General features: G+C 70.5%; 18 protein-coding genes and 2 pseudogenes. 9 read left to right on the top strand and 11 right to left on the bottom strand.

Annotated elements, in window-relative coordinates; genetic code table 11:
• The 6 genes and pseudogenes from Vgi01_RS21605 to Vgi01_RS21580 form a co-directional block, all read right to left on the bottom strand.
• A pseudogene (locus Vgi01_RS21605) lies at positions 1 to 432 on the bottom strand (acetaldehyde dehydrogenase (acetylating)); the annotation flags it as partial.
• Complete coding sequence (locus tag Vgi01_RS21600; protein ID WP_102660509.1) at positions 429 to 1,232, bottom strand: 2-keto-4-pentenoate hydratase; 804 nt, start codon at positions 1,230 to 1,232, stop codon at positions 429 to 431. The pseudogene Vgi01_RS21605 and the gene Vgi01_RS21600, both read right to left, overlap by 4 nt.
• Complete coding sequence (locus Vgi01_RS21595) at positions 1,229 to 2,710, bottom strand: 2-hydroxymuconic semialdehyde dehydrogenase (protein ID WP_204292180.1); 1,482 nt, start codon at positions 2,708 to 2,710, stop codon at positions 1,229 to 1,231. The genes Vgi01_RS21600 and Vgi01_RS21595 overlap by 4 nt, the downstream gene beginning before the upstream one ends.
• 20 nt (positions 2,711 to 2,730) lie before the next feature.
• Positions 2,731 to 4,065, bottom strand: coding sequence for an FAD-dependent oxidoreductase (locus Vgi01_RS21590; RefSeq protein WP_204292179.1), 1,335 nt, complete (start codon positions 4,063 to 4,065; stop codon positions 2,731 to 2,733).
• Positions 4,062 to 5,339 carry a kynureninase gene (gene kynU / locus Vgi01_RS21585; RefSeq protein WP_102660515.1) on the bottom strand — a complete coding sequence of 426 codons (1,278 nt, stop codon included), beginning with the start codon at positions 5,337 to 5,339 and terminating at the stop codon, positions 4,062 to 4,064. The genes Vgi01_RS21590 and kynU overlap by 4 nt, the downstream gene beginning before the upstream one ends.
• A gap of 25 nt (positions 5,340 to 5,364) precedes the next feature.
• Entirely contained in the window at positions 5,365 to 6,264 is a 900-nt protein-coding gene (locus Vgi01_RS21580) for a tryptophan 2,3-dioxygenase (RefSeq protein ID WP_204292178.1), read from the bottom strand.
• A gap of 148 nt (positions 6,265 to 6,412) precedes the next feature.
• On the opposite strand from Vgi01_RS21580, the gene Vgi01_RS21575 reads away from it, so the two are divergent.
• The 3 genes from Vgi01_RS21575 to Vgi01_RS21565 all read left to right on the top strand — a co-directional run bounded on the left by Vgi01_RS21575 (position 6,413) and on the right by Vgi01_RS21565 (position 8,398).
• Positions 6,413 to 6,895 carry an Lrp/AsnC family transcriptional regulator gene (locus Vgi01_RS21575; RefSeq protein WP_102660506.1) on the top strand — a complete coding sequence of 161 codons (483 nt, stop codon included), beginning with the start codon at positions 6,413 to 6,415 and terminating at the stop codon, positions 6,893 to 6,895.
• Positions 6,896 to 7,015: 120 nt separating this feature from the next.
• The gene (locus Vgi01_RS21570) at positions 7,016 to 7,546 is read left to right on the top strand and encodes a hypothetical protein (RefSeq protein ID WP_233197042.1); all 531 of its coding nucleotides are present in this window, start codon (positions 7,016 to 7,018) and stop codon (positions 7,544 to 7,546) included.
• Positions 7,547 to 7,561: 15 nt separating this feature from the next.
• Positions 7,562 to 8,398: a class F sortase gene (locus tag Vgi01_RS21565; protein WP_102660505.1), complete on the top strand. Its 837-nt coding sequence runs from the start codon at positions 7,562 to 7,564 to the stop codon at positions 8,396 to 8,398.
• Positions 8,399 to 8,563: 165 nt separating this feature from the next.
• Here Vgi01_RS21565 and Vgi01_RS21560 read toward each other — a convergent pair whose 3' ends face one another.
• Positions 8,564 to 9,097 (bottom strand): HNH endonuclease, encoded by a 534-nt coding sequence (locus tag Vgi01_RS21560; RefSeq protein WP_043725542.1) that lies wholly within the window; start codon positions 9,095 to 9,097, stop codon positions 8,564 to 8,566.
• 268 nt (positions 9,098 to 9,365) lie between these two features.
• Here Vgi01_RS21560 and Vgi01_RS21555 point away from each other — a divergent pair, with 268 nt between their 5' ends.
• From Vgi01_RS21555 to Vgi01_RS21545, 3 genes are all read left to right on the top strand, one after another.
• Complete coding sequence (locus Vgi01_RS21555) at positions 9,366 to 10,403, top strand: mechanosensitive ion channel family protein (protein WP_239089098.1); 1,038 nt, start codon at positions 9,366 to 9,368, stop codon at positions 10,401 to 10,403.
• A gap of 224 nt (positions 10,404 to 10,627) precedes the next feature.
• Complete coding sequence (locus Vgi01_RS21550; protein ID WP_204292176.1) at positions 10,628 to 11,968, top strand: MFS transporter; 1,341 nt, start codon at positions 10,628 to 10,630, stop codon at positions 11,966 to 11,968.
• A 61-nt stretch (positions 11,969 to 12,029) separates the two neighbouring features.
• On the top strand, positions 12,030 to 12,455 hold the full coding sequence (locus Vgi01_RS21545) for a globin (RefSeq protein ID WP_102660503.1): 426 nt from the start codon (positions 12,030 to 12,032) through the stop codon (positions 12,453 to 12,455).
• Positions 12,456 to 12,480: 25 nt separating this feature from the next.
• Here Vgi01_RS21545 and Vgi01_RS21540 read toward each other — a convergent pair whose 3' ends face one another.
• From Vgi01_RS21540 to ettA, 4 genes are all read right to left on the bottom strand, one after another.
• A complete protein-coding gene (locus tag Vgi01_RS21540; protein WP_043721735.1) occupies positions 12,481 to 13,065 on the bottom strand; it encodes a type III secretion system chaperone family protein in 585 nt (194 codons plus the stop codon).
• Between the two features lie 131 nt (positions 13,066 to 13,196).
• Positions 13,197 to 13,925, bottom strand: coding sequence for a DUF8185 domain-containing protein (locus Vgi01_RS21535; protein WP_102660502.1), 729 nt, complete (start codon positions 13,923 to 13,925; stop codon positions 13,197 to 13,199).
• Positions 13,922 to 14,368, bottom strand: a complete 447-nt coding sequence (locus tag Vgi01_RS21530; protein ID WP_102660501.1) for an acyl-CoA thioesterase — start codon at positions 14,366 to 14,368, stop codon at positions 13,922 to 13,924. The genes Vgi01_RS21535 and Vgi01_RS21530 overlap by 4 nt, the downstream gene beginning before the upstream one ends.
• Before the next feature lie 15 nt (positions 14,369 to 14,383).
• Complete coding sequence (gene ettA, locus Vgi01_RS21525) at positions 14,384 to 16,060, bottom strand: energy-dependent translational throttle protein EttA (protein ID WP_102660512.1); 1,677 nt, start codon at positions 16,058 to 16,060, stop codon at positions 14,384 to 14,386.
• Between the two features lie 332 nt (positions 16,061 to 16,392).
• On the opposite strand from ettA, the gene Vgi01_RS21520 reads away from it, so the two are divergent.
• From Vgi01_RS21520 to Vgi01_RS21510, 3 genes and pseudogenes are all read left to right on the top strand, one after another.
• Positions 16,393 to 17,793: an alpha,alpha-trehalose-phosphate synthase (UDP-forming) gene (locus tag Vgi01_RS21520; RefSeq protein WP_102660500.1), complete on the top strand. Its 1,401-nt coding sequence runs from the start codon at positions 16,393 to 16,395 to the stop codon at positions 17,791 to 17,793.
• A 23-nt stretch (positions 17,794 to 17,816) separates the two neighbouring features.
• Positions 17,817 to 20,396 (top strand): trehalose-phosphatase, encoded by a 2,580-nt coding sequence (otsB, locus tag Vgi01_RS21515; protein WP_102660511.1) that lies wholly within the window; start codon positions 17,817 to 17,819, stop codon positions 20,394 to 20,396.
• Positions 20,397 to 21,193: 797 nt separating this feature from the next.
• Positions 21,194 to 21,377, top strand: a pseudogene (locus tag Vgi01_RS21510) (hypothetical protein); the annotation flags it as partial.

Genomic DNA, 21,377 nt, shown 5'->3' with positions numbered 1-21,377 from the left:
GGTGACCCGGCGAACCGCGGCGACGATCGGCACGGTGGCCTGCCCGCCGCAGGTGACCATGTTGACGTTCGGCTCGGCCAGGTGCTCGTCCAGGTTGACCGGCGGCACCACGTACGGGCCGATCGCGGCCGGGGTCAGGTCCACCACCCGGCGGCCGTGGGCGCGCAGCACGGCGTCGTTGTGCCGGTGCGCACCGGCGGAGGTGGCGTCGAAGACCAGTTCGACGTCGGCGAACTCGGGCATCTTCACCAAGCCGTCCACACCCTCGGCGGTGGTGGCCACGCCGAGGCGGCGGGCCCGCGCCAGACCGTCGGAGTCCGGGTCGATGCCGACCATGGCCACCATCCGCAGGCTCTCACTGAGCCGCAGCACCTTGATCATCAGGTCGGTGCCGATGTTGCCCGACCCGATCACCGCCACACCGACGCTCATGACGAGCCACCTTTCGCCTGCCGGGAGAAACAGGTCCGGACCGAGCCGAGGCCGGAGATCCGGGCCTCGTACGCCGCGCCGGGGGTCACCGACACCATCGGACCAAGCGCCCCGGAGAGCACCACGTCACCGGCGCGCAGCGGCTCACCGGCACGGGCCATCGTGGTGGCCAACCAGGCCACCGCGTGCAGCGGGTTGCCGAGGCAGGCCGCACCGGCACCTACCGACACCGGTTCCCCGGCGTGCTCCAGCACCATCCCGCACAGCCGCAGGTCCACGTCGGCGAGCCGGCGCGGCGCGGTACCGAGCACGAACAGCCCACTGGAGGCGTTGTCCGCCACGGTGTCCACGATGGAGATGTCCCAGCCGGCGACCCGCGAGTCGACGATCTCGATGGCCGGCAGCAGGTGATCGACGGCGCGGATGACGTCGACACTCGTGACCCGCTCGTCGGGCAGGTCGGCGCCGAGCACGAAGGCGATCTCCGCCTCCACCCGCGGCTGGAGCAGCCGCTCGATCGGCACCTCGGCACCGTCGGGCACGGCCATGACGTCGGTGAGGACGCCGAAGTCCGGCTCGTACACGCCGAGGTTCTCCTGCACCGCCCGGGAGGTCAGGCCGATCTTCGCGCCCACCCGACGCTGCCCGGCGGCCAGCCACTGGCGTACCTGGTGCTGCTGCACCTCGTACGCCGCGGCCACGTCGCCCTCGGGCAGCAGCCGCCCGCGCAGCGGTGGGCAGGGCTTGCCACTGGTCCGGGCCTCGGTCAGTTCGTCGGCCGCTCGCTGAAGGTCGCTCATGACAGGTCCACGCAGACGTTTGTGAGTTCGGAGTAGAAGTCGAGCGAGTGCACGCCGCCCTCGCGGCCGATGCCGGAGGCCTTCACCCCGCCGAACGGGGTACGCAGGTCCCGCAGGAACCAGGTGTTGACCCAGACGATGCCGGCGTCCAACCGCTGCCCGGCCCGGTGCGCCCGACCCACGTCGCGGGTCCAGACCGCCGCCGCCAGGCCGTACTCGGTGCCGTTGGCCAGCGCGTACGCCTCGTCCTCGTCGTCGAAGGGTGCCACGTGCACCACCGGGCCGAAGATCTCCTCGGTGTTGGTACGGGCCTGCGGGCCGAGCCCGGTCAGCACCGTCGGCTGCACGTACGCGCCGCCGTCGCGGGCGTCACCGAAGCGCGGCACCGCCCCGCCGGCCAGCACCTGCGCGCCCTCGGTCCGGGCCAGGTCGTAGTAGCCGAGCACCTTGTCGCGGTGCCCGTGCGAGATCAGCGGCATGTTCACCGTCGCCTCGTCGGCCGGCCAGCCGTACGCCAACTCCTCGGCGCGCTTGGCCAGTCGGGCGGTGAACTCCTCGAACACCGGCCGCTGCACGTAGATCCGCTCGGTGCACAGGCACACCTGGCCGCCGTTGGTGAAGCTGGACCGCACCGAACCGGCCACCGCGGCGTCCAGGTCGGCGTCGGCGAAGACCAGCCCGGCGTTCTTGCCGCCCAACTCGAAGCTGACCGCCTTCACCCCGTCGGCGGCGGCCCGCATGATGGCCCCGCCGGTGGACGATTCGCCGGTGAAGGTGATTGCGTCGACGCCGGGGTGCCGGGTGAGGAACTCACCGGCGGAGTCCGGGCCGAAGCCGTGCACCAGGTTGAACACCCCGTCGGGTACGCCGGCCGCGGCCATCACCTCGGCCAGCAGGGTGGCCGAGGCCGGGGTCTCCTCGCTGGGCTTGACCACCACGGCGTTGCCGCAGGCCAGTGCGGGGGCGACCTTCCAGGTGAGCAGCAGCAGCGGCAGGTTCCACGGCACGATGATCGCCACGACGCCTACCGGCTTGCGGACCGCGTAGTTCAGCGCCCGGCCGCCGGTCGGGGTGACCGTGGTGAACGACTCGGTGGGCGCGGTCGCGACGATCTCGGCGAAGGCGCGGAAGTTGGCCGCGCCGCGCGGGATGTCCAGGGTCCGGGCCTGGGAGATGGCCTTGCCGGTGTCGGCGACCTCGGCGGCAACCAGGTCGTCGAAGCGACGTTCCAGTTCGTCGGCGATCCGGCGCAGCACCTCGGCGCGTTCGCGCTCCCCCGTCCGGCCCCACGGCCCGCGCAGCGCCGCCCGGGCGGCGGTGACCGCATCGTCCGCTGTGGAGCGGCTGGCCTCGACCACCTCGAAGACCGGTTCGCCGGTCACCGGTGAGCGCTTGGTGAACAGCTCACCTGTCGAGACGAACTCGCCGCCGACGAAGTTGCGCAGCAGCCCGGGGCCGTCCGGCGCGTGGCCGGTCATCCGCCGGGGGTCCCAGAGGGTCATCCGCGCCTCCGGCGTCCGAGGGCGAGCACCGCGCCGGCCAGCACCGCCGCCGCACCGGCCGCCACCGCGCCGAGCACCTGGTACTGCCGGCGGACCCGGCGGCGCACCTGGGCGTACGGGACGGTGGTGAACGAGACCAGTTCGTACTGGGAGACGTAGCGGCCCGGCAGCGCCCGCTCCAGGGCGTGCTCGACCTTCTTGCGGGTCTGGTACACCGGCGAGGCGACCTTGTCGCGCATCTCCACGAAGTTGGTAAGCGCCATCTGGGCGATCGCCTCGGCGTTGTCCTGCCGGCGCTGCTGGTACAGCGGCAGGGCCGCGGCCCAGTCGTCGCCGCACTCGTCGAGGCAGTTGTCCAGCTCCACCACGTCCTCGAAGGCGCAGTTCGCGCCCTGGCCGTAGAACGGCACGATGGCGTGCGCGGCGTCACCGAGCAGGGCCACCCGCCCGTCGAACTGCCACGGGTCGCACCGCACGGTGCCGAGCACGCCGACCGGGTTGTGCTGGTAGTCGTCGACCAGGTTCGGGGCCAGCGGCGGCAGGTCCGGGTAGTGCTGGGCGAAGTACCGCTCGATCGCCGCCTTGCTGCCCAACGAGGAGAAGCTGGCGGTGCCGTGGTTGGGCCAGAACAGGGTGCAGGTGAAGGAGCGGTCCGGGTTGGGCAGGGCGATCATCATCGAGGTGCCGCGCGGCCAGATGTGCAGCGCACCCGGGTCGAGGGCGAAGTCGCCACCCAGCGGCGGGATGGTGAGTTCCTTGTAGCCGTAGTCGAGGAAGTCGACGCTCTCGGTGAGCAGGCCGTGTTCGAGCAGCTGTCCGCGTACGGCCGAACCGGCGCCGTCGGCGCCGAGCACGACAGTGGCGTTCGCGGTGACCGTGCCCTGCGGGGTTTCGAAGGTCATCTGCGCGGTGGCCGGGTCGAGCCCGACCAGCCGGTGGTCGAAGGCGACCCGCACCTGCGGCAGCTTGGCGGCGGCGTCCAGCAGCGCGTTGTTCAACGCACCCCGGCTGATCGAGTTGATCGCCCGATCACCCTCGGCGCTGTACGACTGGAAGTCGGGCTCGCCCACCACCGGGTGCACCATCCGACCGCGCATCGGCAGGGCGTCGGTCATCACCTGCTCGTCGAGGCCGATGCGGCGCAGCGCGTCCAGACCCCGCTCGGAGAGCGCCAGGTTGATCGAGCGTCCCCGCTCGGGCGTGCCGACCCGCGGATCCGGTCGCCGCTCGTAGAGCGTCACCGAGTGACCCCGCCGGGCCAGGTAGCAGGCCAACAGGCAGCCGGCCAGGCCGGCGCCCACCACTGCGATCTCGTCCTGCCGGGTGTTCACGCGCTGACCTCCACCGTCGCGGCCAGCGCGTCGGCGACCCGCCAGCAATCGTGGTACGTCGAGTAGAGCGGCACCGGGGCGAACCGCACCACGTCCGGCTGCCGGGCGTCGGCGATCACCCCGTGCTCGTGGCGCAGCCGCTTGGTCAGTTCGTTTGCGGTGCCCACGCCGATGCGGACCGACAGTTGGCAGCCGCGCCGGCTCGGGTCCCGCGGGGTGACCACGGTCAACGGCCGGTCGGCGACCACCTCGTCGAGCAGCCGCTCCAGGTAGCCGGTGAGCCGCAGGCTGCGCTCGCGCAGCGCCGGCATGCCGACCGAGTCGAACAATTCCAACGAGGTCCGCACCGGGCCCATCGCGAAGATCGGCGGGTTGGAGATCTGCCACGCCTCGACGGTGGCCGGGGGTCGGCTCACCGGGGTCATCTCGAACCGGGTGGCCGCCGCCGTGCTCCACCAGCCCTCGAACCGGTGCAGGGCGGGGTCGCCGTGGTGGCGCTCGTGCACGAAGACGCCGCCCAGCGCGCCCGGACCGGAGTTGAGGTACTTGTACGAGCACCAGGCCGCGAAGTCCACGTCCCAGTCGTGCAGCGACAGCGGCACGTTGCCCGCCGCGTGCGCCAGGTCCCAGCCCACCACGGCACCGGCGGCCCGACCGGCGGCGGTGATCGTGGGGATGTCCATCAGCTCGCCGGTGAGGTAGTTGACCCCGCCGAGCAGCACCAGCGCGACGGTGTGCCCCTCCGCCGCCAGGAACGCGGTGACGTCCTCGGTACGCAGGTTCTCCTCACCCGGACGCGGCTTGAGCCGGACCACAGTGGTGTCCGGGTCCAGCCCGTGGAACCGGGCCTGGCTGCGCACCGCGTAGCTGTCCGAGGGGAAGGCGGTGTCCTCGATGACGATCCGGGTCCGCTCGCCGGCCGGCCGGTAGAAGCTGACCATCAGCAGGTGCAGGTTGACCGTCAGCGAGTTCATCACCACGGTCTCGCTGGGCAGCGCGCCGACCAGTCGGGCCGCCGGCGCGGTGAGCAACTCGTGGTACGGCAACCAGGGGCGCTCCGCCTCCAGGTGGCCCTCGACACCGAGCCGGCTCCAGGACTCCAGGTCGGCCAGCAGTTCGGTACGGGTGGCCTTGGGTTGCAGGCCGAGGGAGTTGCCCGCCAGGTACGCGGTCTCCGGGTAGCGTCCGCCGTCGGCCGGGGGCACGTGGAACAGGTGCCGGTGGCCCGGCTCGGCGGCGTCCAGGCGCAGCGCCTCGGCCTCACCGGCACTCATTGTCTCGTTCTCGTTCATTCTCGCCTCACATCGCCGTCCGGGCCGACCACAGCTCCGGGAAGACCACCCGGGCCATGCTGCGTTGCAGCCACGCCAGCCCCGCCGAACCGCCGCTGCCGACCTTGGCACCCATGGTGCGCTGCACCGCCTTGACGTGGTGGTGCCGCCAGTCGCCGAACTGCTCGGCCACCTCGGTCAGCGCCTCGCCGAGCATCCGCAGGTGGTTGTCCGGACCGCTGTCACCGTAGATGTGCACCCAGGCCGCCTCGACCGCGGCGTGCGGCTGGTGCTCGTCGCGGACGTCCCGGTCGAGCAGGTCGGCAGGGATGTCGTGGCCGTGCCGGGCGAGCAGGGCGACCACCTCGTCCCAGACGCTGGGGGTGGCCAGGGTCGCGTTCAGGTCGGCGTACACCTCGGTCTGCCGGCGGAAGGGCCGGATCAGCGCCGCGTCCCGCAGCCCCAGCCGGAACTCCAGGTGGCGGTACATGGCCGACTGGAAGCCGGAGCCCTCGCCGAGCAGGTTGCGGAAGCGGTTGAAGTCGGCCGGGGTCATCCAGCGCAACCCGTGCCAGGCGGCGTTGAGGGCCTCCAGGTGCAGCGCGGCGCGGCGCAGCGGGGCCAGCGCCTCCCAGACCCGGTCGGTGCGCAGCAGCCGGGAAGTCTCCCGCAGCTCGTGGCAGGTCAACCCGAAGTACAGCTCCATGATCTGGCTGACCATCAGGAAGGACATCTCGCCGGGGTCGTCACTCAGCGGCTGTTGCAACCTGTGCAGCGTGCTGGCCTGCACATAGGCGTCGTACGGCACCCGCTCGGCGAACTCCAGGGTCGGCTCGCCGCCGTTGCGGGCGGCACGGGCCGCCCGCTGCTTGCCCGTCACCGGACGCACCGCTGTCCGGGTTCCCGGGCGCAGCTCGGTCTGCTCCATCCGTCCACTCCTTCCTGGCTGGCGATTCCAGTCATGATCTCGCGGCGTCACCCCCGGATGGAATGCCTGTTCAACGGCGCTACGCCCAGCTGACCTGCCAAACGTGAGGCGCTGGCCGCATTTGGCTTGTCAGACGTAAGGTCTACGCGTGGACGAGATGGACTGGGCCCTGCTGCGCGAACTGCAGGCCGACGCACGGTTGTCGTTCAGCGAGCTGTCCCGGCGGGTGCACCTGTCCCCACCTGCGGTGGCCGAGCGGGTACGCCGGTTGGAGGAGAGCGGGGTGATCACCGGGTACCACGCGCATGTCGACCTGACCCGAGCCGGCCGGACGGTGGTCGCGTTGATCCGGATGTCCTGCTACGGCGCCCGCTGCATCCTGCACGACCCGGACGTCGCCACCTGGCCGGAGATCCTGGAGATCCACCGGATCACCGGCGACGCGTGCAGTGTGCTGAAGGTCGCGGCCGGTTCGATCGGGGAGTTCGAGGGGGTCATCGACCGACTCGCCCCGTACGGGCAGCCGTCGAGCACCATGGTGCTCTCCTCCCCCCTCAACTGGCAGCCCCTGACCAGATGCAAGGAAGGGCCCCCTGTTAACGCCTCCGGTAGAGGAAGGGCCCCCGCTTAACACCCACTGGTTCCGCGCGCCGGGCGGTTTCGCGGGCCGGGTTAGCAGCGGGAGCAGGGGGAAAGCACCGCGGGTCACCACCCCAGCAGGACCGGTGCACCGGTGCCGGGAGGGAGGATCATGCGGGGTCTGCGACCGTACGGAGGAGTGCTGCACGCCTCCTCGACAATCGTCCGACTTCTCGGAGCGTTCGCGCTGATCGGGGCGTTCATCCTGGTCGGTGCCGGACCAGCCCGGGCGGGTGATAACACCTTCATCGAGGTGACCCCGAACAGTGTGCAGGCCGGATCCCGGGTGCACCTGCGGGCCAGCTGCGACAACGCCAACAACCGGCAGGCCGAGGTCGACTCGGAGGCGTTCAACCGGGTCTTCCTCCGACCGGACAACGGCTTCCTCACCGGCGACGTCACGGTGCCGGGCAACAAGGCCGCCGGGGACTATCCGGTGAACCTGCGCTGCAACAACGGCCAGACGGCCAGCACCACGCTGACCGTACTGAACATGCAGCAACCCACCAAGGGCCCGGCGACCGGTGGCGGTGGCACCGCCGGACCGGGCACCGGCTCGACGCTGCTGCTCGGCGGCGTCGCAGTGGTGGCCGCGGCGGTGGTCTTCGGGCTGATCAGCAGCCGACGCCGGACCGGTTCCTGACCACAGGCGGGTGCCATGATCGGCCACCGTGTTCCGGTGCCCGAACCGCGTCCCGTACCGCCCCGGACCGTCACCCGCCGCCGCTACCGACTCTGGCGGACAGCGACGGCCGTGGCCGGTCGGCTCGGCCGGGTCACCGCCCAGATGGGTTCGGCCAGCATCGCCACACCTGACCCGTCGGCCGCACCCGTGCCACCACGACCGCGTCGAGCCTGGCCGGCATCGGGCCGACGCAGCCTCCGCGCCAGCCCCGGACTGCCCGTCCTGGTGATCGGCAGCCTGATGCTGTTGATCATCACGATGCTCGGGGTCGAACGACTGACCGGCACGAACCTGCTGCCGGACCGCTTCATCGCCGGGCTGGCGCCGCCGCCGAAGAAATTTCCACTACTGCCGGCGAGCCAACCGGTCGGCATCGAGATCAACAAGATCGACCTGGCCGCGCCGGTGCACAACGTGGGCGTCGCCGCGGACGGCAGCATCGCCGCGCCGACCGCGGAACGCGCCCAGGAGGCCGGCTGGTACGACCAGGGCCCGACCCCGGGCCAGTACGGCCCCGCCGTCATCGTCGGACACGTCGACACCAGCACCGGGCCGGCGGTCTTCCAGGACCTGCGGCAACTGCGGGCCGGCGACCGCGTCGAGGTGGCCCGCACCGACGGTACGGTCGCGATCTTCGAGGTCGACCGGGTCGGCCGGTACGACAAGGAGGCGCTGCCCGCCGACGAGGTCTTCGGCGACTTCAGTCGGCCGCAGCTGCGGCTGATCACCTGTGGTGGACGCTGGGTCGGTGGGGAGACGGGCTACGCGGACAACGTGATCGTGTTCGCTTCCTTGGTGGAGGCTCGGTAGTCGTCTGGTGGGGGTTTGCGGGGGAGCCCGACCCGCTCCGGGCGGTCAGGCTTGATCCCTGCGCGGGTCGGGCTCCCCCGCAAACCCTCGGTGGGCGGGCTTCGCGGTCCTGTGAAGGCGTGGCGGGGGGGGCCGGTAGCCAGCGGGGTGGGTCAGCTGGGTGGGTCAGGCGGCTTCGGGTTCGCGGAGGTCGAGCCAGTCGGCCCAGCGGGGGTCGGGTGCGCGGTGACCGAGCACCCGCCAGGCGATCCCCTTCGGTGCGGCGGGCAGCGAGTGCAGTCGCCAGCCCAGCTCGGCGGGGGTCTTGTCGCCCTTGGTGTGGTTGCACCGGGCGCAGGCGGCGACCACGTTCTCCCAGGCGTGCGGGCCGCCCCGGCTGCGCGGGAAGACGTGGTCGATGGTCTCGGCAGGACCCCGGCAGTAGGCGCAGCGCCAGCCGTCCCGGGCGAAGATCGCCCGGCGGGACAAACCCACATGGGTACGGTAGGGCACCCGGACGAACCGGGTGAGTCGGACGACCGAGGGCACCGGTAACGCGCTGCGGGCGCTGTGCAGGACGCCCTCGCCGTCGGCGACACAGACCGCCTTGGCGGAGAGCACGAGGATCGCGGCGCGACGCACCGACACGACACACAGCGGCTCATAGGTGGCGTTGAGGACCAGCGCGCCGGAGCCCACCGTGGGTCGTATGTCAGGCATCGCGTCACCCTCCCGGTCAAGCGGCTCTCCACTCGCCACCGCCGACCGGCGCAGGCCGCAGCCATACACCACGTCGACGCCGGCCGGTTCACCGACGTCCGTTGCGCCAATCGTCCCTGATCGGACCGGCGAATGCACGCACTAATCCTGGGTACCTGGCGGAGCTTTCACGACAGATCCGGCGACGAGCGCGCCTCGGCTCACCCGGCCGTGGGTCGGTCATGGGTCGACCGGATGCTTACGGTACGAAATCAGGGTGACCGTCAGCATGCTCAGCCTCGTCTCCGGTACGCCCACCCCCGACCCGGAGGACACCCCCAGTCCCGAGTGCCTGGACGAGGTCGTCTGCAAGTGGGTATGGAAATACTTCGACTCGGTGTGGTTCGCCGAGGGCAGCTACTGGATCCTGGTCAAGCCGCTGCGGATCATCCTGATCCTGATGCTGGCGATCGCCGCCCGCTGGCTGGTGCACCGGACGATCCGCCGGCTGGTGCGCACCACCACCGATGCCGGCGTACCGACCATGCTCCGGCCGCTGCGCGAGCGCATCCCGAGCGCCGCGACCGAGCCCGGCGAGTTCGTCCCGGAGCGACGCCGCCAGCGGGCCGAGGCGATCGGATCGGTGCTGCGCAGCCTGAGCACGGCGTTCATCTTCGGCATCGCCGTCCTGATGGTGCTCAAGGAGTTCAGCTTCGACCTGGCCCCCCTGCTGGCCAGCGCCGGCATTGCCGGTGTGGCGCTCGGCTTCGGTGCGCAGAGCCTGGTCAAGGACCTGATCGCCGGCCTGTTCATGTTAATCGAGGACCAGTACGGGGTCGGCGACAACGTCGATCTCGGCGAGGCCAGCGGCGTGGTCGAGGCGGTCGGTCTGCGGGTCACCACCGTTCGCGACGGGCGGGGTGTGCTCTGGTACATCCGCAACGGCGAGATCGTCCGGGTGGGCAACAAGAGTCAGGGTTGGGCGCTGGTGGTCGTCGACCTGCCGATCGGCTTCGCCGGCACCGAGGAGGCCACGGCAGTGCTGCGTACCGCAGCCGCTTCGGTCGCGGTGGACCCGGAGTTGACGGCCTCCATCGTCGAGCCCCCCGAGGTGCTCGGTGTGGAACAGGTGACGGTGGACGGCACGGTCATCCGCACGGTGGTCAAGACCACCGCCGACGGGCAGGCCGCGGTGGGCCGCGAGTTGCGCCGTCGGCTCGCGGAGGCACTGGAAAATTCCGGGATCACCGCCCGGATCGCGGCCGTCCGGGCCGTACCCGCCTACCTGCGGGACGACAACGAGACTGGTCAGGGCGGGGCCACCTGAATGGAACGGTAGGTACTCGCGGCCGAGCGGCCCCTCGGGTATCGTCCGTTCGTTCAGTCAGAGATGCGACGATCAAGCCGTTCGCCCTAGCCAGTTGTCAGACTATCGGGCAGAATCCGGTGCACGCGCTCCCCGAGCGTGGTCACGTCCTCGCTGATCCGTAGATCTGACGATGGCCTCGGGGCCGGCCATCACGAGTGGCCTGCCACCGGCCGATGGAGGCGATGGTGTCGGACGAGCGGCCTCCTCCGGAAGGTCCGGCCACTTTCCGTGAGGTCTTCGCCCAGGGTGAGTACCGAGCCATCTTCCTGGCCAACACCCTGACCTGGATCGGTGACTACGTCGCCAAGGCAGCGGTCACCCTGCTCGTCTACAAGGAGACCGAGTCCGTCGCGCTCTCGGCGGCTGCCTTCGCGGTCAGCTACCTGCCCTGGCTGATCGGCGGCCCACTGCTTGCCACGATCGCCGAGCGGCACCGCTACCGCCAGATCATGGTGGTCTGCGACCTCATCCGGATGGCCTTGATGCTGCTCATCGCCATCCCCGGGATACCGGTGCCGCTGATCCTGGCCCTCCTGTTCGCCACCACGCTGGCCAATCCACCGAGCCAGGCAGCGCGTTCCGCGCTGATGCCGTTGATCCTGCCCGGCGACCGACTCGTCGTCGGGCTCTCGATCAACGCCAGTGTCGGGCAGGCTGCGCAGGTCGTCGGCTACCTGCTCGGAGCGGCGGTGGCGACCGTCAACACCACCGCCGCGTTGCTGATGAACGCGGCAGCCTTCGCCCTCTCGGCGGTGCTCGTCCGCTTCGGGACCCGGAACCGGGCACCGGCCATTGCCAGCGAGCAACGCCGTCACCTGCTCCGGGAAACCGCCGAGGGGTTCCAACTGGTGTTCCGTACGCCGGTGCTGCGAGCCATCGCGATCCTCGTCTTCGGCGCGGTGCTCTGCTCGATCGTGCCCGAGGGACTGGCCGCAGCCTGGGCCAACGAAGGCACGGACAGCGGGATGAACGCGGGAATGGCGCAGGCGCTGATCATGGCGTCGAGCCCGGTCGGGTTCATCCTCGGTGGGCTGTTGATGGGCCGGGCGGTCGCGCCGTCCCGGCGCATCGCCCTGCTCCGGCCACTGGCGGTCATCGCCCCGTTGATGCTGGTGCCCTCGTTGCTCGACCCGCCGCCGGCGGTGGTGGCGTTGCTCGCCGCCGCCTGCGGGTTCGCGGTCGCCGGCATCCTGCCGGTGGCGAACGGCCTGTTCGTCCAGGCCCTGCCGCACGGCTACCGGGCCCGGGCGTTCGGCGTGATGGCCACCGGGGTCCAGGTCATCCAGGGTGCCGCGGTCCTGGCGACCGGCCTGCTCGCCGAGCACTACCCGATCCCGATCGTGGTCGGGCTGTGGAGTGCCGCCGGGGTGGTGCTTATGACGTTCGTCGCCCGACGCTGGCCCGACGCGCAGACGGTGGAGGCCACGGTGGAGGCGGCACGGGCCTCCTCCGTCGGCTCGGCCACCCCGTCGGAGAAGCCGGACCAGGGCAACGTCGACCGACCACGGCATGCGGTGACCTGAACCACGGCGTCGACAGGTCCCGGTACGGTCACCGGCCGGCAACGCCTGGCAGGATGGAAGGGTGAATCCCGCAGGTGAGTCCGAGCCCCGCGGCGAGGCCGTGACGCTGTACGACGCCGTCGGCGGCGAGCCCACGTTCCGCAAGCTGGTCGATGAGTTCTACGCCGGCATCGCCAGCGACCCGTTGCTGCGCCCCATGTACCCGGAAGAGGACCTGGGGCCGGCCGCCGACCGGATGCGGCTGTTCCTCATGCAGTACTGGGGCGGCCCAAACACGTACTCCGCTCAACGGGGGCACCCCCGGCTGCGGATGCGGCACGCACCCTTCCGGATCGGCGCGGCCGAACGCGACGCCTGGCTGCGCCACATGCGCCGGGCGGTCGACAGCCTCGATCTGCCGGAGGCGACCGCCACCGAGCTCTGGAACTACCTGGAGCGGGCGGCCTACTTCATGGTCAACGCGATGGAGGACCCGGCCGCGGGGTGAGCCCCGCGGCGGCCACCGTCCCCCGTCAGAGCAGGGCACCCTCGTCGTGCAGCCAGTCGACGAAACTCGTGGCCACTGCCGCGCCGCAGTCGAGCAGCTCGACCAGGAGCGCGTCGTGGGCACCTGCGGCGAGCGGCACCTGCAGCTCGGCGTAGATCGGCAACTGCCCCCGTTCGGTGGCGTCGCCCACGTACGCCTTGCAGAAGCGGCGCGTGTGGTTCCACTCGTTGACCACCCGGTAGGCCCGGTCCGCCCAGTCCGGCGGCACGGTCGCGTGCGGGCGGGCCCGGAGCACCAGGATCTCGTCCTCGGGGCCTTCCAGGGTGACCAGCACGGCGTGCCGCTCCCACATGGCCAGCAGGTTGCCGTCGCCGTCGGCCAGGTAGCGCACGTCGAGCAGGTCCAACGCGTCGCAGATGCGGCGCAGGGTGACCGGTTCGACGGTGGCTGACATGTCCGCGATCAACGGATGCTCCCCGCCCGGGCAGTCGTCCCCGGGCTGACGGGGCGTCGGCGGGCCGACTCTGACGGCCTCCTCCACCGTGACACTGCTTCGAGTTTCCGGGTCGCCGCCACTGGCGGGACCGGGGCGCCATGACCACCACGGCATCGCTCGCGCACCTCACTCCCCAGCGGATCCAGTTGCATACGGTGGGTGGGATCCGAGGATGGACGGTACCCGGACAGTCGGAGCGAAGCATCCCCCCAACGCCAGCCCCAAGCCAGAAGGTTGACCCGAGGTCATACTTTCGGACGAGGGTCAAGCGGCCGCACGGCAAGATCCGTAGCCTTCTGCGACCACACAGCTCCGTACGGTCCCACCAGGGCAACCCAACGGCCAGCCGCGCGTACCCGGACCTCGTCGATGCCCGACGATCCGCCGGTCGCCCCCAGGAACCCCATCCTGATCAGACCCTGCACCATTCGCTGGGTCACCTCCACCGGACGGTCAGCTGCGTCGTCCGGCGTGACCACCACCGCGACATGGTCCAGCAGGGCGTCACGCAGCATCCGCTGCCCCACCGCCCGGCCGGCCACGCCGTTCGTCGCCGCCTCGCGCAGGGTGCCGGCGGCGGCCTCGGCGAGCCGGCGCACCTCCTCGCCCGGCAGGCTCTCCACCGGCCGGCTGGCTGCCGGCGGCAGCGGCCAGCGCCACTGCGCGTCACGCCGGGCGGGCAGACCCGCCCGGCCAGCCGCCAACTCGGCGAGCAACTGCCCGGCCGCGACCGTGACGTCCCCGGCGCCGGGGCCGGGGCCGGAGACCGTCCGCACGGCCAGCACCCCCCACGGCAGACGGCCCCAGAGAGCCGTACGCCCCGGTGTGCCGGTCGGACGTAACCGCACCAGGGCGGCCGGCTCCAACCGGACCAGTCGGGCCAGGAAGGCCCCTGCGTCGGCGACCCCGTCGATCCCGTGCCGCAACTCGGCGGTATCGGATTCCGGCCGGGGTGTGACGCCGCCCGCGCTCATGCCTCGCCACCGTCCGGGGCGTACCCGAGCAGGAAGGAGTGTTCCCGGTCGGTGAGCCGCCGGGGCACCTGCCGGACCAGGTCGAACGGAACCAGCACCGACTGTGCCCGGCTGACCAGATGCTCACCGTCGTACATCTCGTAGCTCACGGTGAAGGAGGCGGCGCGGATCCGCCCCACCCACATCTCGATCCGTACGGTCGGGGCCGCATCGGCGGTGGCCCGACCCAGGGCGTAGTCGACCGGGCGCAGGTAGTCGACCTCGTGCCGACGGATGACCACTCCGTCGGCGAACGAGTCGATGCCCTGCGCCCGCGCACCGACGAACATCAACGCCACCCGGGCCTCCTCGTACAGGGTGAGGAAGCGGGCGTTGTTGACGTGGCCGTACGCGTCGAGGTCAGACCACCGCAGGGTGCAGTGGTAGACAAACCGATCAGCCAAGACGTCGCTCGCCGGTCAGTCGCGGGTCAGCTTGCGGTACGTCACCCGGTGCGGTCGGGCCGCCTCCGCGCCGAGCCGGTCGATCTTGTTCTTCTCGTACGCCTCGAAGTTGCCCTCGAACCAGAACCACTTGGCCGGGTTCTCGTCGTCGCCCTCCCAGGCCAGGATGTGCGTGGCGACCCGGTCCAGGAACATCCGGTCGTGGGAGATCACCACGGCGCAGCCGGGGAACTCCAGCAGCGCGTTCTCCAGGCTGGACAGGGTCTCCACGTCCAGGTCGTTGGTCGGCTCGTCGAGCAGGATCACGTTGCCGCCGATCTTCAGCGTCAACGCCAGGTTGAGCCGGTTGCGCTCGCCGCCGGAGAGCACCTTTGTCGGCTTCTGCTGGTCCGGACCCTTGAACCCGAACGCCGCGATGTACGCCCGCGACGGCATCTCGACCTTGCCCACCATGAGGTAGTCCAGCCCGTCGGAGACGACCTCCCAGACGGTCTTGTCGCCGTCCAGGCCCTGCCGGTTCTGGTCGACGTACGACAGCGAGACCGTCTCGCCGACCCGGACCGAGCCGCTGGTCGGCTGCTCCAACCCGACGATCGTCTTGAACAGGGTGGTCTTGCCGACGCCGTTCGGGCCGATGATGCCGACGATGCCGTTACGCGGCAGCGAGAACGACAGGTTGTCGATCAGCACCCGGTCGCCGAAGGCCTTGGTCAGGTTCTGCGCCTCGATGACGGTGCTGCCCAGGCGCGGGCCCGGCGGGATCTGGATCTCCTCGAAGTCCAGCTTGCGGGTCTTCTCCGCCTCGGCGGCCATCTCGTCGTACCGGTCCAGGCGGGCCTTGGACTTGGTCTGCCGGGCCTTGGCGTTGGAGCGGACCCACTCCAGTTCATCGGAGAGGCGCTTCTTCATCTTCGCGTCGCGGCGTCCCTCGACGGAGAGCCGCGCGGCCTTCTTCTCCAGGTAGGTGGAGTAGTTGCCCTCGTAGCCGATGGCCCGGCCGCGGTCCAGCTCCAGGATCCAGCCGGCCACGTTGTCCAGGAAGTACCGGTCGTGGGTGATCGCCAGGACGGTGCCGGGGTACTTGGCCAGGTGCTGCTCCAGCCACTGCACGCTCTCCGCGTCCAGGTGGTTGGTGGGCTCGTCCAGCAGCAGCAGGTCCGGCGCCTCCAGCAGCAGCTTGCACAGCGCCACCCGGCGGCGCTCACCACCGGAGAGCTGGGTCACCTCGGCGTCCGGCGGCGGGCAGCGCAGCGCGTCCATCGCCAGTTCGAGCTTGGAGTCGATGTCCCAGGCGTCGGCGTTGTCCAGCTCCTCCTGGAGCCGACCCATCTCCTCCATCAGCTCGTCGGAGTAGTCCGTGGCCATCTGCTCGGCGATGGCATTGAACCGCTCCAGCTTGGCCTTGGTCTCCGCGACCGCCTCCTCGACATTGCCGAGGACGGTCTTGGCCTCGTTGAGGGGCGGCTCCTGGGCCAACATGCCGACGGTGTAGCCGGGCATCAGCCGGGCCTCACCGTTGCTCGGCTGGTCCCAACCGGCCATGATCTTGAGGAGGCTGGACTTACCGGCACCGTTCGGGCCGACCACACCGATCTTGGCCCCAGGCAGGAAGTTCAGCGTCACGTTGTCGAGCACGACCTTGTCGCCGTGCGCCTTGCGCGCCTTCTCCAGGACGTAGATGAACTGGGCCACGGTGCGGGCTACCTCCGTCAGGACTGAGTCGTCGATTTGCGTGGTGCGGGGCACGCGCGTGACGTGGGACGCGCCGTCACCCGCCGCCACGACCGTTGCCCGGCCGCGCGCACGCCATCGTCAATCCTGACAGGTCCGCCGGGCTTCGCCCACATCGCCCCGCCCGTCGGACACGGTTGCGCGGAGGGTGCCGACGGCCTGTCAACATGATCACGTGCAAGGTTCGGCCGGTCTGGGACGGGTACGTCACTCCGGCACTGAGCAACAGACGCCGCAGATACGCTCAGTACGCTCATCGCGGTGGACCCGTCAGCACCCGGAGGTGGCCGATCGTGACCGTCCGTAGCTCCTTTGTCGTAGTGGCAAACCGCCTACCGGTCGACGAGGTGAGCACACCCGAGGGCCGGCAGTGGCGACGCAGCCCTGGCGGCCTGGTCACCGCCCTGCACCCCGTCCTCGCCGAGCATCAGGGCACCTGGGTCGGGTGGGCCGGTGGCACCGGCGCCGCTCCCGAGCCGTTCGACCTGGAGGGCATCCGACTGCACCCGGTGCCGTTGAGCGCCGAGGAACTCGAGCGCTACTACGAGGGCCAGTCCAATGCCACGATCTGGCCGCTCTACCACGACGCCGTGGAGACGCCTGCCTACAAGCGTCGCTGGCGGGAGGCGTACCGGCTGGTCAACGCCCGGTTCGCGGAGGCCGCCGCCGAGGTCGCGGCCGACGGGGCCACGGTGTGGGTCCAGGACTACCAGCTTCAACTGGTGCCGGCGATGCTCCGGGAACTGCGTCCCGATCTGCGGATCGGCTTCTTCCTGCACATCCCGTTCCCGCCGATCGAGCTGTTCATGCAGATGCCGTTCCGCACCGAGATCCTGCGCGGGCTGCTCGGCGCCGACCTGGTCGGGTTCCAGCAACGGCTGGCCGCACAGAACTTCGTCCGGCTCGCCCGTCACCTGCTCGGCCTGCGCTACGAAGGGCAGATGATCCAGGTCGACGGGCGTCAGGTGAAGGCCGGCGCCTTCCCCATCTCGATCGACACCAAGGAGATGGAACGGCTGGCCGCGGACCCGGCGATCCAGGCGCGAGCCAAGGAGATCCGCGAGGAGTTGGGCAACCCGCGCACCATCATCCTCGGTGTGGACCGCCTCGATTACACAAAGGGCATCGAGTTGCGACTCAAGGCCTTCCGGGAGTTGTTGGCTGACGGAAAGTTGACAGTCCCCGACGCTGTTATGGTGCAGGTAGCCACGCCGAGCCGCGAACGCGTCGAGCACTACCAGGCACTTCGTGTCAAGGTCGAGCGCGAGGTCGGTCGGATTAATGGCGAATTCGGCCGGGTCGGTGTGCCCGCCGTGCATTATCTGCATCAGTCGTACAGTCGGACCGAACTTGCTGCGATGTACGCCGCCGCCGACGTGATGATGGTGACCCCGCTGCGAGACGGTATGAACCTGGTGGCCAAGGAGTACGTCGCATCAAGGGCGGACCACGGGGGCGCACTCGTACTCAGTGAGTTCGCCGGCGCGGCCACCGAGCTGCGTCAGGCGTTCCTGTGCAACCCGCACGACCCGGACGCAGTCAAGGATGCCCTGCTCCGAGCCGTGCACGTGGAGAAGCCGGAGGCTCGTCGCCGTATGCGGACTATGCAACGCCATTTGCGCACCCATGATGTGGGGCACTGGGCGAAGTCCTTCCTCACCGAACTCGGTGTGCCTGACATGGAGGCGTCGTGAGCGCCCCCTCCAGTGAAATCATCATGCCCACGGCGGGCACGATGGATCGGGAGCTGGCCTCCGCCATCGGGCGGATCGCCCGGGTGCCCCAGCTGCTGATCGCCTGCGACTACGACGGCACGCTCGCGCCGATCGTCGAGGACCCGAGCAAGGCCGTACCCCTGCCGGAGTCCGTCGCCGCGGTGCGTGCCCTGGCCGCGCTGCCGCAGACCACCGTCGCGGTCGTCTCCGGCCGGGCGCTTCGTGACCTGGCCGCGCTCTCCCGGCTGCCCAGCGAGGTGCACCTGGTCGGCAGTCACGGCTCCGAATTCGACATCGGCTTCGTCGAACGGCTCTCCCCCGAGCTGATCGAGGTCCGCAAGCGACTGCGGGACGCGCTGCGCGAGATCGCCGCGGCCCACCCGGGCGTACGCCTGGAACGCAAGCCGGCGAGCGTCGCCGTACACACCCGGGGGGTCGAACCGCAGATCGCCGCCGCCGCCATCGAGGCGGTCCGCAGCGGCCCCGCCACCTGGCCGGACGTCACCGTCACCCAGGGCAAGGAAGTCATCGAGCTGTCCGTGGTGGCCACCCACAAGGGCACCGCGGTCGACCAGTTGCGCACGCAGCTCTCGGCCAGCGCGGTCCTGTTCATCGGCGACGACGTCACCGACGAGAACGCCTTCGGCAACCTGAGCGGCCCGGACGTCGGCATCAAGATCGGCCCCGGCGAGACCAAGGCCGACCACCGGGTCGCCGAGCCGATCGAGGCCGCCCGGGTGCTCGGGCTGCTGCTGGAGACCCGCCGGCACTGGCTGTTCGGCGAGCGCGCGGTGCCGATCGAGCGGCACTCGATGCTTGCCAACGGGCGTACGGTCGCACTGCTCACGCCCGACGCGAAGGTGACGTGGCTGTGCAACCCCAAGCCCGACTCGGCGGCCATCTTCGCCGACCTGGTCGGCGGCAGCCCGGCCGGGCACTTCAGTGTCGCCCCGGAACGCGGCGGCATCCCGCTTGGCCAGCGCTACCGCTCGGGCACCATGACGGTGGAGACCCGCTGGTCGGGGCTGACCGTCACCGACTGGCTCGACAAGCCCGACCCGCGGACCACACCCGACGGGCCGGCGATCATCTCCGGCGACTCCACCCTGATCCGGGTGCTCACCGGCACCGGACGGGCCCGGCTGGAATTCGCGCCCCGACCGGAGTTCGCGCAGGTCGCCGTGCAGCTTCAGCCGCTCGCCGACGGCCTGCTGGTGCTCGGCTCCAACGAGCCGATCGCGCTCTACTCCCCCGGTGTGCAGTGGGAGGTCGGCAACGACGGCGGCTACGAGAGCGCCAAGGCGGTGGTGGACCTGTCCGCCCTCGGCGGGCAGGTGGTGCTGGAGCTGCGCTTCGGCACGCACAGCCTGGAACACCACCGGCTGCCCATCCACGAGCGGCAGGCAGCGGCGGAACGCCCCTGGAAGGACTGGGTGGCCTCACTGCGGCTGCCCACCACCGCCCGGGACCTGGTCGCCCGCAGCGCCTTGACGCTGCGTGGCCTCTGCCACGAGGCGACCGGCTCGATCCTGGCCGCCGCGACCACCTCGCTGCCGGAGGAGCTCGGCGGTGTCCGCAACTGGGACTACCGCTACTGCTGGCTGCGTGACGCCGCGATGACCGCCCGCGCCCTGGTCGACCTGGGGTCGATCGCCGAGGCCGAGGCGTTCCTGCGCTGGGTCGACGGCTGTGTGGAGCGCACCGGCGGGCACCCCGAACGGCTGCACCCCCTCTACACCGTGGACGGCTACGAGCTGGGTGCCGAGGCGGTCATCGACACCCTGCCCGGCTACGCCGGCTCCCGCCCCGTACGCGTCGGCAACCTCGCCAACCACCAGCTCCAGCTGGACGTCTTCGGCCCGATCGCCGACCTCATCGCCGCCACCGCCGACGTACGCGGCTCGGTGCGCGCCGAGGAGTGGCGGGTCCTGGAGAACATGGTCGAGGCGGTCCGCCGCCGCTGGCACGAGCCCGACCACGGCATCTGGGAAGCCCGCCTGCCACCCCGGCACCACATCTTCTCCAAGGTGATGTGCTGGATGACCGTGGACCGCGCCCTGCACGTGGTCCGCCAGCACGGTGGCGAGGACCGCCCGGAATGGGTGGAGCTGCGCGACCGGATCGGTGCCAACGTGCTGGAGTACGGCTGGCACGAGGAGGCCGAGGCGTACAGCGTCGCGTACGGCGACGAGGACATGGACGCCTCCTCGCTGTGGATCGGCCTGTCCGGTCTGCTGGCCGGGGACGACCCACGGTTCCTGTCCACCGTGCTGAAGATCGAGGCGGATCTGCGCAGCGGGCCGGTCGTCTACCGCTACCACTGGGACGACGGACTGCCCGGCCGGGAAGGCGGCTTCCACATCTGCACGTCGTGGCTGATCGAGGCGTACCTGCGCACCGGTCGGCGTACCGACGCCGAGGAACTGTTCCTCCAGATGATCGACACCGCCGGCCCGACCGGCCTGCTGCCCGAGCAGTACGACCCGCTGGCCGAGCGCGGCCTGGGCAACCACCCTCAGGCGTACAGCCACCTCGGGGTGATCCGCTGCGCCCTGCTGCTGGACAACATGCTCAAGCAGTAACCCGCCCCTTGTTCGAAGCGGCCGGAAACACCTCGTCTCCGGCCGCTCACCATCTCCCCTCCACTCCTCCACCCGATCCGCGAGCCCCAGCGAGCCCCGCGAGGGCGAGCCCCAGCGAGCCCCAGCGAGCCCCAGCGAGCCCCAGCGAGCCCCAGCGAGATCGCCACATCGCAGACCTGAACAGGACGCCTGGGCGACTATCGGACAAACGCTCCGCAAGTGTGCAGCGTTGGGTCTGGAGGCCTCACCGTTACGGCGTAACGGCGGGATCCAGAGCAGCGGGAAACCGCCATTACGGCGCAACGGAGTCGATCACCCCGGCCGCGTCGACTTCGACCCGGGCAAACGGGTCATTCCGTGTGCTTGCGTCACGACGGCCCACCGCGATCACCTTGGTCGGCGGGAATCCTGGATGCCTGCGGGTCGTTGAACACGTCTGAACGACCGAGGAAGGCGCCGGGCCTGAGCCTGGCGGGTGCGGGCCGGAATGTGGGGCCGCCGGATGGCGTTATATCGGGTGGCTGACCAAGCAGGGCCTGCCCGTGACCCGTCTGTGGTCGGGTGTGATCCGGTCGGGTGTGATCCGACCTCCGGGAATCACCGCCCTCGGTCAGTGGTTGTACATGGTCCCGGCGCCGCGATGGGGTCCCTCGCCCCCGTGATGAGCGTGGTGGGGTTCCCCCGCCCCGCGTGTGAGCCGGTGAACCTTCCCCTCTTTGAGCGCCGGACGGTGCTTGCGTATCCCGTACCGATCCCCCTTCTGGTCGGGTGCGCCAACCCCCGAATGGAGCTTCGTCATGAACTCGATCTTCCGTAAGAGCATGCTGAGTGTTGCTGGTCTGGCCTTTGCCGGTGGCGTGTTCGCCGGCCCGGTGGCCGCTCACGCCGACACCACCCCGGTGAAGACCACCCCCGTGGCCGCTGTGCAGGCTGACAAGCCGGACACCGGCAAGCTGATCCCGCATGGTGTGCAGGGCAGTC

Source organism: Micromonospora gifhornensis (assembly GCF_016863515.1).
GTDB classification, from domain to species: Bacteria; Actinomycetota; Actinomycetes; order Mycobacteriales; family Micromonosporaceae; genus Micromonospora; species Micromonospora gifhornensis.
Note: the sequence above shows the minus strand (reverse complement) of the source record. Positions and strands in the feature narration are given on the sequence as shown.